Origin of the sequence: Enterobacter sp. MGH 33 (assembly GCF_000534535.1) — a bacterium.
GTDB lineage: Bacteria > Pseudomonadota > Gammaproteobacteria > Enterobacterales > Enterobacteriaceae > Enterobacter > Enterobacter hormaechei_C.
Genome location: NZ_KI973212.1, coordinates 2,156,657 through 2,172,058 on the forward strand (window position 1 = coordinate 2,156,657; position 15,402 = coordinate 2,172,058).

At 55.1% G+C, this 15,402-nt stretch carries 13 protein-coding genes; 6 read left to right on the forward strand and 7 right to left on the reverse strand.

What is annotated here, in order from left to right; all coding sequences use genetic code 11:
• Positions 1-49: 49 nt before the first annotated feature.
• On the reverse strand, positions 50-1,045 hold the full coding sequence (gene gapA, locus L379_RS13770; protein ID WP_006809136.1) for a glyceraldehyde-3-phosphate dehydrogenase: 996 nt from the start codon (positions 1,043-1,045) through the stop codon (positions 50-52).
• Between the two features lie 341 nt (positions 1,046-1,386).
• Between gapA and msrB the strand changes: the two genes are divergently transcribed.
• Both msrB and L379_RS13760 read left to right on the forward strand, forming a co-directional pair.
• Positions 1,387-1,800, forward strand: coding sequence for a peptide-methionine (R)-S-oxide reductase MsrB (gene msrB / locus L379_RS13765; protein ID WP_017384689.1), 414 nt, complete (start codon positions 1,387-1,389; stop codon positions 1,798-1,800).
• A gap of 41 nt (positions 1,801-1,841) precedes the next feature.
• On the forward strand, positions 1,842-2,114 hold the full coding sequence (locus tag L379_RS13760) for a YeaC family protein (protein WP_017384688.1): 273 nt from the start codon (positions 1,842-1,844) through the stop codon (positions 2,112-2,114).
• 50 nt (positions 2,115-2,164) lie between these two features.
• Here L379_RS13760 and L379_RS13755 read toward each other — a convergent pair whose 3' ends face one another.
• From L379_RS13755 to sppA, 4 genes are all read right to left on the reverse strand, one after another.
• A complete protein-coding gene (locus L379_RS13755) occupies positions 2,165-3,418 on the reverse strand; it encodes a chitinase ChiD (RefSeq protein WP_017693611.1) in 1,254 nt (417 codons plus the stop codon).
• A 220-nt stretch (positions 3,419-3,638) separates the two neighbouring features.
• The gene (pncA, locus tag L379_RS13750) at positions 3,639-4,280 is read right to left on the reverse strand and encodes a bifunctional nicotinamidase/pyrazinamidase (RefSeq protein WP_017384686.1); all 642 of its coding nucleotides are present in this window, start codon (positions 4,278-4,280) and stop codon (positions 3,639-3,641) included.
• 9 nt (positions 4,281-4,289) lie between these two features.
• Positions 4,290-5,306 carry an asparaginase gene (gene ansA / locus L379_RS13745; RefSeq protein ID WP_032655582.1) on the reverse strand — a complete coding sequence of 339 codons (1,017 nt, stop codon included), beginning with the start codon at positions 5,304-5,306 and terminating at the stop codon, positions 4,290-4,292.
• A gap of 62 nt (positions 5,307-5,368) precedes the next feature.
• On the reverse strand, positions 5,369-7,225 hold the full coding sequence (gene sppA, locus L379_RS13740) for a signal peptide peptidase SppA (protein WP_032653247.1): 1,857 nt from the start codon (positions 7,223-7,225) through the stop codon (positions 5,369-5,371).
• Between the two features lie 167 nt (positions 7,226-7,392).
• On the opposite strand from sppA, the gene L379_RS13735 reads away from it, so the two are divergent.
• The 3 genes from L379_RS13735 to L379_RS13725 all read left to right on the forward strand — a co-directional run bounded on the left by L379_RS13735 (position 7,393) and on the right by L379_RS13725 (position 11,031).
• On the forward strand, positions 7,393-7,944 hold the full coding sequence (locus tag L379_RS13735; RefSeq protein ID WP_023303509.1) for an NAD(P)H nitroreductase: 552 nt from the start codon (positions 7,393-7,395) through the stop codon (positions 7,942-7,944).
• A gap of 116 nt (positions 7,945-8,060) precedes the next feature.
• The gene (gene selD, locus L379_RS13730; protein ID WP_015570773.1) at positions 8,061-9,104 is read left to right on the forward strand and encodes a selenide, water dikinase SelD; all 1,044 of its coding nucleotides are present in this window, start codon (positions 8,061-8,063) and stop codon (positions 9,102-9,104) included.
• 4 nt (positions 9,105-9,108) lie between these two features.
• Entirely contained in the window at positions 9,109-11,031 is a 1,923-nt protein-coding gene (locus tag L379_RS13725; RefSeq protein WP_017384681.1) for a DNA topoisomerase III, read from the forward strand.
• A 49-nt stretch (positions 11,032-11,080) separates the two neighbouring features.
• Here the strand turns inward: L379_RS13725 and pbp4b are convergent, their stop codons facing one another.
• Complete coding sequence (pbp4b, locus tag L379_RS13720; protein ID WP_032653248.1) at positions 11,081-12,382, reverse strand: penicillin binding protein PBP4B; 1,302 nt, start codon at positions 12,380-12,382, stop codon at positions 11,081-11,083.
• A gap of 115 nt (positions 12,383-12,497) precedes the next feature.
• On the reverse strand, positions 12,498-13,712 hold the full coding sequence (locus tag L379_RS13715; protein ID WP_032104153.1) for an anaerobic sulfatase maturase: 1,215 nt from the start codon (positions 13,710-13,712) through the stop codon (positions 12,498-12,500).
• Positions 13,713-13,864: 152 nt separating this feature from the next.
• Between L379_RS13715 and L379_RS13710 the strand changes: the two genes are divergently transcribed.
• Positions 13,865-15,400 carry a PTS transporter subunit EIIC gene (locus tag L379_RS13710; protein ID WP_032653249.1) on the forward strand — a complete coding sequence of 512 codons (1,536 nt, stop codon included), beginning with the start codon at positions 13,865-13,867 and terminating at the stop codon, positions 15,398-15,400.
• Positions 15,401-15,402 lie beyond the last annotated feature (2 nt).

Sequence of the window (15,402 nt, forward strand, 5' to 3'; positions counted from 1 at the left end):
TAAAAAAGGCGACCGAAGTCGCCTTTTAGGATCAAGCACTCATCTCAACTTATTTGGAGATGTGAGCGATCAGGTCCAGTACTTTGTTAGAGTAGCCAGTTTCGTTGTCGTACCAGGAAACCAGTTTCACGAAGTTGTCGTTCAGTGCGATACCTGCTTTAGCATCGAACACGGAAGTGCACACTTCGCCGTTGAAATCGGTAGATACAACGTCGTCTTCGGTGTAACCCAGAACGCCTTTCATTGGGCCTTCGGAAGCAGCTTTGATTGCTTTCTTAATTTCTTCATAAGAAGCAGCTTTTTCCAGACGAACGGTCAGGTCAACAACGGATACGTTAGGAGTTGGAACGCGGAACGCCATACCAGTCAGTTTGCCATTCAGTTCTGGCAGTACTTTACCTACTGCTTTAGCAGCACCGGTAGAAGATGGGATGATGTTCTGAGCCGCGCCACGGCCGCCGCGCCAGTCTTTGTGAGACGGGCCATCAACGGTTTTCTGAGTAGCGGTGGTTGCGTGAACGGTAGTCATCAGACCTTCGATGATGCCGAAGTTGTCGTTGATAACTTTAGCTAGCGGTGCCAGGCAGTTGGTGGTGCAGGATGCGTTGGAAACGATGTCCTGGCCAGCGTAAGTTTCGAAGTTTGCACCGCGAACGAACATTGGGGTGTTGTCTTTGGAAGGACCAGTCAGAACAACTTTCTTCGCACCCGCAGTGATGTGTTTACGTGCAGTTTCGTCGGTCAGGAAGATACCGGTAGCTTCAGCTACAACGTCAACACCGATTTCGTTCCATTTCAGGTTAGCTGGGTCTTTCTCAGCAGTAACGCGGATGGTTTTGCCATTAACAACCAGGTGGCCGTCTTTCACTTCAACGGTGCCGTCGAAACGACCGTGAGTTGAGTCGTACTTCAGCATGTACGCCATGTATTCAGCGTCCAGGAGATCGTTGATACCAACGATTTCGATGTCAGAACGTTTCTGAGCAGCACGGAAAACAATACGGCCGATACGGCCAAAACCGTTGATACCTACTTTGATAGTCATATATTCCACCAGCTATTTGTTAGTGAATAAAAGGTTGCCTGTAAAATTACAAAAACCTTACGCAGCGTCAAGCGGAATCGTGTCAATCATTGCGACAAATCAATCCTGTGACTAACGTTTGTGCGACTGACTCGCCTCACTTTCCCTTTGAGCTAGCAACCACATGGGGGCTGCGCCCGGAATTTTAAAGGCCTCGCAGGATTAAAATGTGAAATTGATCACAATTGCCTGACCGCCTTTTCGCGACACATAAGTTTAGAACAAAAGTGCACGCGCGGGTGTTAATGTTTTGTTAGAATCTGGGTTAAAAGATGTCTGTTTCAACAGCGAGATGTAAGCATATGTCGAACCAACGTAACCCCGACGATTTGAAAAAAAACCTTACAGAGATGCAGTTTTACGTGACGCAAAATCACGGCACAGAACCGCCGTTTTCCGGGCGTTTGCTGCACAATAAACGGGAAGGCGTCTACCACTGCCTGGTGTGTGATGCACCGCTGTTTAACTCCCAGACGAAGTACGATTCTGGCTGCGGCTGGCCGAGCTTTTACGAGCCTGTCAGCGATGATGCGATCCGCTACCTGACGGACACCTCGCACGGCATGGTGCGCACCGAAATTCGCTGCGGGAACTGTGACGCCCATCTCGGGCATGTCTTCCCGGATGGCCCGCAGCCGACGGGGGAGCGTTTCTGTGTAAATTCGGCTTCCATGAGCTTTACCGATGATGAAAACGGCGACCATACCAAGGGTTGAAAAAACGATTCAGCAAATTATTCCTTTGAAAGGGAGAGATCATGAATATTGATGACATGATTGCAGGTATGACCCCGGAGGTTTATCAGCGTCTGGTAACGGCCGTTGAGCTGGGAAAATGGCCGGACGGTGTGGCGCTCACACCTGAGCAAAAAGAGAACAGTTTGCAGCTGGTGATGCTGTGGCAGGCGCGTCACAATACCGACGCCCAGCACATGACCATCGACACTAACGGTCAGATGGTGATGAAAAGCAAGCGCGAGCTGAAAGAAGAGTTCGGCATCGCGCCGAAGCCGATTGCGACCTTCAAATAAAGCTCCCATGTAGGCCGGGTAAGCGCTAGCGCCACCCGGCACACTACATCTTAGTGCGGGATCCCAAGCGACTCCGCCAGCTGTTTCGCGAGCTGGTTTTCGTCGTCAGCACCGTACTCCCAGAACATGGCGCCAGCCAGACCTTTCTCCTTAATGTAATCCGCTTTGATCGCCACGGAGCGCGGGTTCTCATAGGAAATCGCAAACAGCGCCTTCCCGTCGGCGGATTTCACCGACAGCCACGGCACCTTCGCCTGTTCGTCCCAGTGCTCGGTAAAGCGTTTCTGCGGATCGTTCAGCAGCTTGCGGACGATATCGTTGTATTTCACATAGGTATCTTTGGTCAGATCATAGCCAAGCGATTTGAACAGGCCCAGTTCCTGCGGCCCGAAGTAGGGCTGCGTCACCGGATTGTTCTGCGCGTCCGATTTGCTCCAGTCGATACCCGGTTCAACGGCGCGCTTCGGCACGCGCCCATAGAAACCAATTCCGAGGTTCATCTGCTGCGGCTTCAGCCCGGCGGCCAGATAGTTATTCACCACAAAATCGACGCTGTACTTGTCTGCGGCAGCCACCGTTGGCCAGGCGCTGGAGTCATACAGATTCGCGTTAAAATACTGAGTACCGTACGCCATGTCGTAGGTCATCAGGTTGATGTAATCGAGCAGGGGGGCAATGGCTTTCACATCCACCCAGCTTTTCGGACTTTCCGCATTCGCGCCCACCGCAATCGTGACCAGCTTTTTCTTACCAAACGCGTCACGCATCTCTTTTAACAGCGCGGTGAAATTATCCCGGTCGGCAGGGGTGCTCTCGACCAGTCCCCACGCGCCGTTGACCGGATATTCCCAGTCCAGGTCGATCCCGTCCAGGCCGTATTTACTGACGATCTCCTGTGCGGAGCGAATAAATACCGCGCGACTCTCTTTGGTTGCCGCTGCGCCAGAAAAACCACGCGCCCCCCAGCCGCCAACGGAAAGCAGGACTTTCAGGTTCGGGTTTTGTTTACGAAGCTGAGGAAGCAACGCCAGATCGGATGCCACCTTAGATGATAACCAGATTTGATGCAGTTTTGCCGGATCTTTCAGCGCGGCGTTGGTTTCGTTTTTCTCGTTGTTATAAACCAGACCAAACGAGTAGTTGAGGTGGGTGATCTGGCGGACGTCGAGTTTATTAATATCGCCACCCGGTCCGGCGGTAACATCGCCACCGCCATTGAAGTAACCCACGGACATCAGGGGCGCGGCGGAAGCCAGTGACGCGCAAAGCAAGGGTAATGCTGCCAGCAAGGGCAAACGTTTCATATAATTTCCTCTTTGACTGAATAAAAATAACCACGCCACAGAAAAGGCGTGGCGAAAAAACAGCCTGAAGAGAATAGCATCGCCGTTTCGCTTGTGATGCGAGGGAGTTCACTTTATGGGGATTGGGGAAGAAATGCCGGGTGGCGCTGACGCTTACCCGGTCTACAAAACCAGAGAAAGTAGGCCGGGTAAGGCGAAGCCGCCACCCGGCTAAAAAAGCTTACGCCTGCGTCTCCATCCAGTCAGCCAGCGTATACAGCGTTGCGCCTTCTGCGGCCATATCCATAAACGCCTGAGCGCTGTCATGCGGCTGAATATTTACCCCGCGACAGCCGTCGGTGATGACATTCACGGTATAGCCCAACTGGAGCGCATCCAGCACGGTGAACTTCACGCAGTAATCCGTCGCCAGGCCCAGCACAATCAGCTCGGTGATCTCATGGTGGCGCAACCACGCGTCCAGCGCCGTCTTCTGACGATGACCGTTATCAAAGAACGCGCTGTAGCTGTCGATGGTTGGGTTTTCACCTTTGTGGAACACCGCGTCGATGGCCTTCTGGTTCAGCAGCGGATGCAACTCAGCGCCCTCCGTCTGCTGCACGCAGTGATCGGGCCAGAAGGTTTGCGCCAGCCCGTCCAGTTCGCCCTGGCTGTAAGGCTCAACGTTGTGCTGGCTGGCAAAGCTGCCGTGGTTTGCCGGATGCCAGTCCTGACTCGCCACCACCGCTTCACCACGAGCTTTACACCACTCAATCAGCGAATTCGCGACGTCTACGGTGCTGTCACCTTCCGCGACGGCCAGCGCACCGCCCGCACAGAAATCATTTTGCAAATCGACCAGTAACAGGGCGCGTTGCTTCATGGGACCTCCTTATTCGTCCGGCGTCAGTTCACCGCGCAGGTTTTGCATCATGGCGCGGCGAATGGAATCAATATCCAGATCCTGACTCAGTAAATAGTGAAGTTTAGTCAGCGTTGCCTCAACGGTCATATCGAAACCACTGATCACGCCAGCGTGCGCCAGGGCATTACCGGTGGCGTAGCCACCCATATTGACTTTGCCGGACATACACTGGGTGAGGTTGATCACCACAATCCCGCGATCGCTCGCCTCCTGAAGCTCTTTCAGGAATTCACCGTTCTGCGGGGCGTTACCCACACCATAGGAGCGCAGTATTAGCGCCTTTACCGGCTGGCGCAGGAAGTTGCGCACCACGTCGGCGGAAATACCCGGATAAATCGTCACCACGCCGATCGGCTGCGGGGTGATCGGGTGAACGATCAGTTCGCCTGCGGTATTTGGTGCGGGCGGCGTGCCCAGACGACGGATATGGATCCCCGCTTCCAGCAGCGGTTGCAGGTTAGGAGAGGCAAAAGCGTCAAAGCCGTCAGCGTGCGCTTTAGTGGTACGGTTCCCGCGGTACAGCCGGTTGTTGAAGAACAGCGTTACCTCGTTGATCGGGTAATTAGCGGCCACGTACAGGGAGTTAAGCAGGTTGATCTGCCCGTCTGAACGCAGTTCCGCCAGCGGGATCTGCGAGCCGGTCACGATGACGGGCTTGCTCAGGTTCTCCAGCATGAAGGAGAGCGCCGAGGCGGTGAACGCCATGGTGTCGGTGCCGTGCAGGATCACGAAGCCGTCGTACTGGTCGTAATGGGCTTTAATATCGTCCGCAATATGCTGCCAGTCTTCCGGCGTCATGTCGGAGGAGTCCATCAGCGGCTCATATTCGTGGATGGTAAAGTCAGGCATTTCCGGACGGTGGAATTCAGGCATCAGCGCCAGCTGGCGCTGCAAGTGGCCGGAAACCGGGATATAGCCATTTTCTGAGCGCTGCATACCGATGGTACCGCCGGTATAGGCGACATAAATTGATTTCTTCTGCATGGTAATGAGTTCTTGTTCTTCAAAAGAAAAAATCCCCTCTTCACGGGAAGAGGGGACGGTTTTTAACGCACGTTCGCACAGGTCAGGCAAAACGCGTAGCGGCTTTGTGGATCATTAAAGGCTGCAAGCTTGTCGCTCTCCGCTTTCATGGCTTTCGCCGCGGTCGCCACCGGCGCCGGCAGATAAGCCTGAAGCGCGTCCGGCAGCATGGCACGAACGGAGCCGGACATGCTGTCCATGACCATATCGAAGAACGTTGGTTCGTCCTGATAATAGTCCACGTGCCACTGCTTGAGCTTCGCCAGCTCCGCCGCTTTCTTCACGGCGTCGTCGAAGTCACCCAGGCTGTCTACCAGGCCGTTGCTCTTCGCGTCCTGGCCGGTCCAGACGTGGCCCTGAGCGATCTGGTCAATCTGATCGGGCGTCTTTTTACGGGAGTCCGCAACAAGCGTGATGAAACGTTTATAGCCACTCTCAATGCTGAGCTGCATCATCTCAGACACTTCAGGCGGCAGGGATTTGGTAACGGACACGTCCGCCAGCGGCGAGGTGGAGACGCCGTCGGTGTGGACGCCGAGATAATCCAGGCTGTTCTCTACGGTGTTGATCACGCCGAAGATGCCAATCGAGCCGGTCAGCGTGCTTGGGTTAGCCACAATGTAGTTGGCTGGCGTCGAGATCCAGTATCCCCCGGAAGCCGCCATGCCGCCCATCGAGACCACTACCGGCTTGCCTGCGGCGCGCGCGGCGGCCAGTTCAGCACGGATTACTTCAGAGGCGCTGACGCTGCCGCCAGGGCTGTTCACCCGCAGGACAATCGCCTTCACTTTCGGATCCAGGCGCGCATCGCGGATCTGCGACGCGGTGGTGTCCCCGCCGACGTTCCCCGGCGTTTCTTCGCCATCCATAATGGCCCCGTTAGCAAACACCACGGCGATGCTGTCACCGCTGTCGTCCGGCTTTTTCGCGGCGTAGTCATACATGCTGATGGCGCTGTAGTTTTTATCCTCTTTACTCCAGCCGAACTGTTTGGTCAGCGCTTTTTCAATTTCAGCGCTGGAACCCAGCTGATCGACCAGTTTGTTATCAAGCGCGTATTTCGCTGTATCGCCGTCCACCTTGCGCAGGCCGTCCAGCACGCCGCGCGCGCCCGGGAAGACCTGCTCAGCGGTAATCTGACGGTTAGCGGCAATGGTGCCGAGGTAGTTCTGCCACAGCTCGCCAATCCAGCGGCTGTCCGCTTCACGGGCGGCAGGGGACATATCATCGCGGATAAACGGCTCCACGGCGGATTTATAGGTCCCGACGCGGAAGACGTGGGTGGTGACCTTCAGCTTGTCGAGCAGCGATTTGTAGTACAGACCGTTAGTGGCGAAGCCATGCAGATCGACCGTGCCCTGTGGCGAAAGCCAGATCTTATTGGCAAAGCTCGCCAGATAATATTGTCCCTGGGTGTAGCTGTCGCCAATGGCAATAACCGGTTTACCACTGTCGCGGAATTCGCGCAGCGCCTTACCGATGTACTGCATTGACGGCTGATCGGCGCCGGCAAAATCTTTCAGGTCCAGCACGATACCGGTAATGTTACGATCGTCTTTAGCCTGACGGATGGTGTCGACAATATCAAACAGGGAGTTTTCCTGAAGACGGTCTGACGTTGCGCCGAACAGCTGGCGACCAATCACGCCCAGACGGTTGCTGGTCGATGGCTTATCAACAATCACCCCGGTGATATCGAGTAACAGCGCGCCGCGCGTCGAATGCTGCGACTGGTTTGCATTGCTGATATGCATCCAGATACCTGCGCATACCAGGACCAGGAAGATGAAGAAGATGTTCATCACCAGGTTGCGGACGAAGTTGAGCAGTCGCCACGTCCATTTAAAGAAACCGGCAAAGATTCGCCAAAGGGTTCGCATGTATTCTCCCTAACCAGAAAAGGACTGTTTCCGTCGCCACGGGACGGTAATGTGCGGTTATCGTAATGACCCAACCGCCACTTGTCAGCAGGAATCGCCTGCCACGCTGTAACAAATTCTGCTGTCGTGTTAATTTTGTGAGTAAATTTCATGAAAGGAGTTAACCAATGGACGCACTTGAACTGCTTGTTAACCGTCGTAGCGCTTCCCGCCTGGCCGAACCGGCACCCGTCGGCGAGCAGCTGGAAAACATTCTGCGTGCCGGAATGCGTGCGCCGGACCATGGCACATTGCAGCCGTGGCACTTCTTTATCATTGAAGGCGAAGGGCGCGACCGCTTCAGCCAGCTGCTGGAGCAGGGGGCTGTTGCCGCAGGCCAGGATGAGAAGGGGATTGATAAAGCCCGCAACGCGCCGTTCCGTGCGCCGATGATCATCGCGGTAGTCGCAAAATGTCAGGCCGATCATAAAGTGCCGGTCTGGGAGCAGGAGATGTCTGCCGGTTGCGCGGTAATGGCAATGCAGATGGCCGCCGTCGCGCAGGGCTTTAACGGCATCTGGCGTACCGGGCCGCTGACCGGGAGCGCCGCCGTGCGGGAAGGTTTCTCCTGCGGCGAACATGATAAAATTGTCGGCTTCCTCTATCTCGGCACCCCGCAGCTTAAAGCTTCCAGCACCATTAGCGTGCCGGACACTACGCCTTTCGTCAGCCGTTTTTAATCACCCGCGCTAAACTGTCTGGATTCTGAGCATCCGCCGCAGAATTCAGACAGTCATACTTACCTCTTTATGGAATGAGCGCTACCATAGCGCGATTGAGATGACAGGAGACGTCCATGAGCGAGCAAACCATTCGTTTAACGCAATACAGCCACGGAGCCGGTTGCGGTTGTAAAATTTCCCCGAAAGTGCTGGAGACCATCCTGCACAGTGAGCAGGCGAAGTTTGTCGACCCGAACCTGCTTGTCGGTAACGAAACGCGTGACGATGCAGCGGTTTATGACCTGGGTAACGGCACCAGCATTATCAGCACCACTGACTTCTTTATGCCGATTGTCGACAACCCGTTCGACTTCGGGCGCATTGCGGCCACCAACGCCATCAGCGATATCTTTGCGATGGGCGGTAAACCGATTATGGCGATCGCCATTCTGGGCTGGCCGATTAACACCCTCCCGCCGGAGATTGCCCGCGACGTGATCGAAGGCGGACGCTTTGCCTGCCAGCAGGCGGGTATTGCCCTGGCCGGTGGTCACTCTATCGATGCGCCGGAGCCGATCTTCGGCCTGGCCGTCACCGGCGTGGTGCCGACCGAGCGCGTGAAGCGCAACAGCACGGCGCAACCGGGCTGCAAACTGTTCCTCACCAAGCCGCTGGGCATTGGCGTACTGACCACTGCCGAGAAGAAATCCCTGCTGAAGCCCGAGCATATCGGTCTGGCAACGGAAGTGATGTGCCAGATGAACCTCGCCGGTGCGGCATTCGCCAATATCGACGGCGTGAAGGCCATGACCGACGTGACTGGTTTTGGTCTGCTGGGGCACCTCTCTGAAGTCTGTCAGGGCGCGGGCGTGCAGGCGCAGGTCTGGTATCAGGATGTGCCGAAGCTGCCGGGCGTGGAAGAGTACATTGCTCAGGGCGCAGTGCCGGGCGGGACGCAGCGCAACTTCGCCAGCTACGGCCATTTAATGGGCGAAATGCCGGAAGCGTGGCGTAACCTGCTGTGCGATCCGCAAACCTCCGGCGGCCTGCTGCTGGCGGTGACGCCGGAAGCTGAAGCTGACGTTCAGGCGACGGCTGCCGAGTTTGGCATCACCCTGACGGCCATTGGTGAGCTGGTGACCGCCCGCGGTGGTCGCCCGATGATTGAGATCCGTTAATTCGATGCGGTTGTTTATTGCCGAAAAGCCGAGTCTGGCGCGTGCCATCGCCGATGTGCTGCCCAGGCCGCATCGCAAAGGTGACGGCTTTATCGAATGCGGTAACGGGCAGGTGGTCACCTGGTGTATCGGTCACCTGCTTGAACAGGCGCAGCCGGATGTCTACGACAGCCGCTACGCCCGCTGGAATCTCAACGATCTACCGATTGTGCCGGAAAAGTGGCGTCTCCAACCGCGTCCTTCCGTCACCAAACAGCTCAACGTCATTAAGCGCTTCCTGCATGAGGCGACGGAAGTGGTCCACGCGGGTGACCCGGACAGGGAAGGGCAACTGCTGGTCGATGAAGTGCTGGACTACCTGGAGCTGGCGCCGGAAAAGCGCCAGCAGGTGCAGCGCTGCCTGATCAACGACCTCAACCCTCAGGCGGTAGAGCGGGCCATTTCACGCCTGCGCGCCAACAGCGAATTTATTCCCCTGTGTGTCTCCGCGCTGGCGCGTGCCCGTGCGGACTGGCTGTACGGGATCAACATGACCCGCGCCTACACCATTCTCGGGCGCAACGCGGGTTATCAGGGCGTACTCTCCGTCGGTCGTGTCCAGACACCGGTGCTGGGGCTGGTGGTGCGTCGCGACGAAGAGATCGAAAATTTCGTCGCCAAAGACTTCTTCGAAGTCAAAGCGCATATCGTCACGCCGAAAGACGAACGCTTTACCGCCGTCTGGCAGCCAAGCGATGCCTGTGAGTCATATCAGGACGAAGAGGGACGGCTGCTGCATCGCCCGCTGGCGGAGCACGTGGTCAACCGCATTACCGGCCAGCCCGCAATCGTCACCAGCTATAACGACAAACGGGAAACGGAGCCCGCACCGCTGCCGTTCTCCCTTTCGGCGTTGCAGATTGAGGCGGCTAAGCGCTTTGGTCTTAGCGCACAGAACGTGCTCGATATCTGCCAGAAGCTCTACGAAACCCACAAGCTGATCACCTATCCGCGTTCGGACAGCCGCTATCTGCCGGAAGAACACTTCGCCGGACGCCACTCGGTGATGAATGCCATTGGCGTCCATGCGCCGGATCTGTTGCCGCAACCGGCGGTAAACCCGGATACCCATAACCGCTGCTGGGACGATAAAAAAGTCGATGCTCACCACGCGATAATCCCGACGGCGCGCACCAGCAACGTCAACCTGACCGACAACGAAGCAAAGGTCTATAACCTGATCGCACGTCAGTATCTGATGCAGTTCTGCCCGGACGCGGTGTTCCGCAAGTGCGTTATTGAACTGGAGATTGCCAAAGGCAAATTTATCGCCAAAGCGCGTTTCCTCGCGGAAGCGGGCTGGCGCACGCTGCTCGGCAACAAAGAGCGTGACGAAGAGAACGACGGCACGCCGCTGCCGGTCGTGGCCAAAGGCGACGAACTGCTGTGCGAGAAGGGCGAAGTGGTTGAACGACAAACCCAGCCGCCGCGCCATTTCACCGACGCGACGTTGCTGTCGGCCATGACCGGCATCGCCCGTTTTGTGCAGGATAAAGATCTGAAGAAGATCCTGCGCGCCACCGACGGTCTGGGGACGGAGGCGACCCGCGCGGGGATCATCGAACTGCTCTTTAAGCGCGGCTTCCTGGAGAAAAAGGGACGTTACATCCATTCAACAGAACCGGGCCGGGCGCTAATTCATTCGCTGCCGGAGCTGGCCGCCAGGCCGGACATGACCGCGCACTGGGAGTCGGTGCTGACGCAGATCAGCGAAAAGCAGTGCCGTTATCAGGACTTTATGCAGCCGCTGGTAGGGACGCTTTATCAGCTGATTGACCAGGCGCGCAGTACGCCAGTGAAGCGATTCCGGGGAATGGTCGCCCCGGGCGGCGGGGCGAAGAAACCGTTCAAAAAGAAGAAAAGCGCAGCCAAAAATACAACCGCTTAAACCGTAGGCCGGGTAAGGCGAAGCCGCCACCCGGCAAGAAGGGTGGCGTTTACTCGTTCAGTGCGCCATAGATCTGATCGACAATCCATCCATATGTTGCCGCCGGTAAGGTCCCGCTGACAAAAACATTCGGATTCATTTTAGGATCAGCGACGGGCGAGTGTGGTCGGTTGCCCAGAATGACAATCGCCATACGTTTTACGGGATCAATGGCGGTGAGGGTGCCTGTCCAGCCCGTATGCCCATAGGTTTGAGGGCTTGCCAGTACGCCAAAGGTTGGGGTCATTGAGGAATTACCGTTAACCCTCCAGCCCAGTCCAAAGGTGACATCTGCCGCCGAGCTACGGGTAAACTCATCTACTGTACTCTGATCAAATAACGTAACGTTGCCATAATGTCCCCCGTTAAGCATGGTCTGCATCAGCACGGCGATATCATGGGTATTTGAGAACAGACCTGCGTGACCTGAAACGCCCCCCATGGAATACCATGCCTTTTCATCATGAACCTGGCCCCAGAGGGTGGTGGTACGAATATTCGGAAAACGGATTACACCATCACGAGTGTTACCGTTAAGTTCGGTAGCGGCAATTTGCGGTTGCTTAAAGCCTTTTAACAGAGGGTTAAACACCGTGTGCTTCAGGCCGAGCGGCTGGTAGATATGTTTCTCAACATACACATCAAGCGGCATTGCAGTAACGGACTCGATGATAAATCCGAGGATCATGTAATCGACGTCGCTGTAGACGTGTTTTGTACCTGGCGGATAATCAAGCGGTGTTCGCTTAATCATCTCCAGCGTGGTCTGTTTATCCTGAGAGTAGAGGCTGCCTGCAACACGCTTGTTTGGATATTGCGGATCGGCCGGGAAGCCGGCGGTATGATGCAAAATATCAATAATTCGCAGGGCATCTTTCCCCTTAATTTTGTCGGTGGGGTTATCCGCGAACCCTGGAATATATTTCGCGACAAGGTCGGTCGCGCTTATTTTGCCTTCGTAGACCAGCTTCTGTAGCGCAAAGTTTGTTGCATACATTTTGGTATTGGAAGCCAGATCGTACATGGTGTCCGTGGTGGCCATAACAGGATTGCTGGCTAAATGCGAGCCGTCATATTTTTTGGCGTAGCCCCAGGCTTTCTGAAATACAATGTGGTTATCTTTTATCACCAGCACATTCATCCCGGGGTAGCCAGCGTCAACTTGCTGCTGGATCCAGCGAACCATACTGTTTAATTTTTTAACATTAAAGCCCACGGTATCCGGTTGTGCAGGGGTTAACACCGGATAATCCGCCGCAAACGCTGATGCGGATAACGCAATCAAAGAAGCAAACATCGCACACAGTTTCATCATCGATCCCTCAATGTAAGACGATATTCTTGCACCCAAAACGTCGGTAATAATAAACCTGCTTCACGAGGAAAAAGGGATCATCTCCACGAAAACAGCAATGGTGTTGTTGACACTATTGCCGCCCGGCAATAATCCCTGCCACTTCCATTACCTTTGCAGGCGGTTGTCGCACCCGGATCTGCTGCGCCATAAAACGCATATACGGATCCATATGACTGAATATGACTTTATAGCCTGCGCAAAGATGGTTGTGCCACCGCTGCCCGTTTTTATGGATACGGTGCTTCGGACACCCTCCGTGACAGGCGAAGCGCCAGTCGCAGCGCATGCACTCTGCGGATACCGCTGTTTTCGCTAAACCAAACTTCCGCTGCTTTTTACTGTTCGCCATTTTTACCAGGCTATCTCTGCGCAGATTGCCCAGACGGTGCTCAGGGTAAACATAGTGATCGCAACTGTAGACGTCACCGTTTTGCTCTACGACGAGCCCATAACCGCATGAGGATTGCATCACGCATAAAGAGGGTTTCTCCCCCAGCCACGCTGCAAGAGCGCTGTCAAACAGCTGGACATAAACCTGCCCCACATCGTGGCGTACCCACAGGTCGAAAACGCCATTGATAAATTTTCCCCATTGCTCGCCGGATACTGACCATTCGGTGACGCTACCCCCGGCAAGCGACTGTGGATAAAGCAGTTCGCCGTATTTTTCTGCCAGCGGTCGTTGCTCAACGGCAGGGATAAATTGAACAAATCTTGCCCCCAACTCTTGGGTGAGAAAACGATAGATCTCCTGCGGGTGTTCGGCAGTGACGTTGTTTACGACGGTCAGCACATTCACGTCGACATTGTGTTGTTGCAGTAGCGACATGGCGCGGACAACCTTGTCAAACACTGAGCCCTGGCTACGGGTTTTGCGGTAACGATCGTGTAACCAGGCGGGACCATCAATCGAGAGTCCCACCAGAAAATGGTTTGCGGCCAGGAACGATGCCCACGCTTCATCAATGAGCACCCCATTGGTCTGAATACTGTTGGTGATGCGTTTCCCATCGGCATATTTACGCTGTAACCGCAGCGCCCGCTCATAAAAAGCAATGCCTGCCAGCGTTGGTTCACCGCCTTGCCAAGTGAATTCCACCTCCGGCCCTGGGTTCGCCGAAATGTACTGACGGACAAACGCGTCCAGCGTTGCGTCATCCATGTGTCGCGACGGCTGACGGGGCTGAAGCGTCCCGTGCTCTTTTTCCAGATAAAAACAGTAGTCACAGGCGATGTTGCACTGATAGCTCACAGACTTTGCCATCAGATGAAAGGGACGGTTCATACAGGCTCCTTAGCCTTCCAGGTAAAAGGTGATGCTGTTCACTTTTCTCTCACTGCGTTTTGACTTTATAAAAAAACGATCGAAATATAGATTTCATATAAACACGAAAAACATGAAACATAAACTTCATTACGCCAATATCAGGGGCTTTTATGAACAAATTGTTTGCGGGCGCACAAAATCTGGGTAAGTCGTTCATGCTACCTATTGCGGTTCTGCCCGCCGCCGGGCTGTTATTGGGCTTTGGCGGCGTCTTTACCAATCCGGTGACCCTTGCGACCTATCCGATGCTGGATAACACGGTATTTCAGACATTATTTACCGTGATGAAACTGTGTGGCAGCGTGGTGTTCGATAACCTTTCACTACTGTTTGCGGTGGGTATCGCGGTTGGCATGGCGCGCAGCGACAAAGGGACTGCCGGGCTGGCTGCGGTGCTTTGTTACATCGTCATGAACAAGGCCATTAACGCCTCGCTGCTCCTTTCAGGCACGCTGGCCTCGGACAATCTGGCCGCGGCAGGACAAGCAAACGTCCTGGGCATCGTTAGCCTTCAAACCGGCGTAATGGGCGGCATCATGAGCGGCCTGCTGGCATATTGGGTGCAAAAACGCTTCGGTAAAACGGCGTTACCGGATCTGCTGGCCTTTTTTAGCGGCTCGCGTCTTGTGCCCATCGTTAGCTCGTTCTTCGCCATCTTTCTCGGTGTAGCGCTATTTTTTGTCTGGCCGCACATACAGGCAGGTATCAGTCACCTGGGTGGAGTGGTGGAAAAAACGGGCTACGTGGGAACGTTGTTCTACGGCATGATCCTTAAATGTTTGATTCCACTGGGCCTGCATCACCTGTTCTATCTGCCGTTCTGGCTGACCAGCGTTGGCGGAGAGATGGTGGTTAACGGTCAGGTAGTCCAGGGAACACAGAAAATCTTCTTCGCTCAGCTTGCCGATCCTACGGTGTCCGAATACTACATTGGCGTGTCACGGTTTATGGCTGGCCGCTTTGCCGACTTCATGTTTGGTCTGCCAGGCGCGGCGCTGGCCATCTACCACACCTCGCGTCCGGAAAATCGTAAAAAGGTCGCCAGCCTGATGCTATCCGCTGCACTGACCGCGTTTGTTACCGGCATCACCGAGCCCCTTGAGTTCGCATTCATGTTCTGCGCGCCGCTGCTTTACGGGGTCCATATCGTGCTCACTGGCGTGGCATTTATGCTAACTCACATCCTGCAAATCACTGTCGGGCAGACTTTTTCCGGTGGGCTTATCGACTTTATGTTGTTTGGTGTGCTTCAGGGCAACGCCAAAACTAACTGGCTGCTTATGTTGCCGCTCGGTGCGGTGATGTTCTGTCTGTACTACTTCTCTTTCCGCTTCCTGATCCAGTGGCGACAGTTGAAGACACCGGGTCGCGAGAAGGAAGAGGATGCCGTAGATATGGCCATGGCGGGCAATGAACGCGCCGCCGGTATCGTGCATGCGCTGGGTGGGCGCGACAATATCATCGACGTGGACTGCTGTGCCACCCGCCTGCGCGTAACCGTGAAGAAAGCGCAAGATGTCGTCATTGACGACTTTAAACGGCTCGGCAGCCGCGGTGCTTTTATTCGTGGGGAAGGGGTGCAGATAGTGTACGGGCCCCATGTCACCCTGATTAAGAACGAAGTCGAAGAATTTATCGGTTCATAAAA

Excerpts from the sequence above, each read along its gene's own strand:
- msrB (WP_017384689.1), top strand. The coding sequence starts at position 1,387 with ATGTCGAACCAACGTAACCCCGACGATTTGAAAAAAAACCTTACAGAG.
- pncA (WP_017384686.1), bottom strand. The coding sequence starts at position 4,280 with ATGAAGCAACGCGCCCTGTTACTGGTCGATTTGCAAAATGATTTCTGT.
- sppA (WP_032653247.1), bottom strand. The coding sequence starts at position 7,225 with ATGCGAACCCTTTGGCGAATCTTTGCCGGTTTCTTTAAATGGACGTGG.
- L379_RS13725 (WP_017384681.1), top strand. The coding sequence starts at position 9,109 with ATGCGGTTGTTTATTGCCGAAAAGCCGAGTCTGGCGCGTGCCATCGCC.
- L379_RS13735 (WP_023303509.1), top strand. The coding sequence starts at position 7,393 with ATGGACGCACTTGAACTGCTTGTTAACCGTCGTAGCGCTTCCCGCCTG.
- L379_RS13710 (WP_032653249.1), top strand. The coding sequence starts at position 13,865 with ATGAACAAATTGTTTGCGGGCGCACAAAATCTGGGTAAGTCGTTCATG.
- gapA (WP_006809136.1), bottom strand. The coding sequence starts at position 1,045 with ATGACTATCAAAGTAGGTATCAACGGTTTTGGCCGTATCGGCCGTATT.
- selD (WP_015570773.1), top strand. The coding sequence starts at position 8,061 with ATGAGCGAGCAAACCATTCGTTTAACGCAATACAGCCACGGAGCCGGT.
- L379_RS13715 (WP_032104153.1), bottom strand. The coding sequence starts at position 13,712 with ATGAACCGTCCCTTTCATCTGATGGCAAAGTCTGTGAGCTATCAGTGC.
- L379_RS13755 (WP_017693611.1), bottom strand. The coding sequence starts at position 3,418 with ATGAAACGTTTGCCCTTGCTGGCAGCATTACCCTTGCTTTGCGCGTCA.
- ansA (WP_032655582.1), bottom strand. The coding sequence starts at position 5,306 with ATGCAGAAGAAATCAATTTATGTCGCCTATACCGGCGGTACCATCGGT.
- pbp4b (WP_032653248.1), bottom strand. The coding sequence starts at position 12,382 with ATGAAACTGTGTGCGATGTTTGCTTCTTTGATTGCGTTATCCGCATCA.
- L379_RS13760 (WP_017384688.1), top strand. The coding sequence starts at position 1,842 with ATGAATATTGATGACATGATTGCAGGTATGACCCCGGAGGTTTATCAG.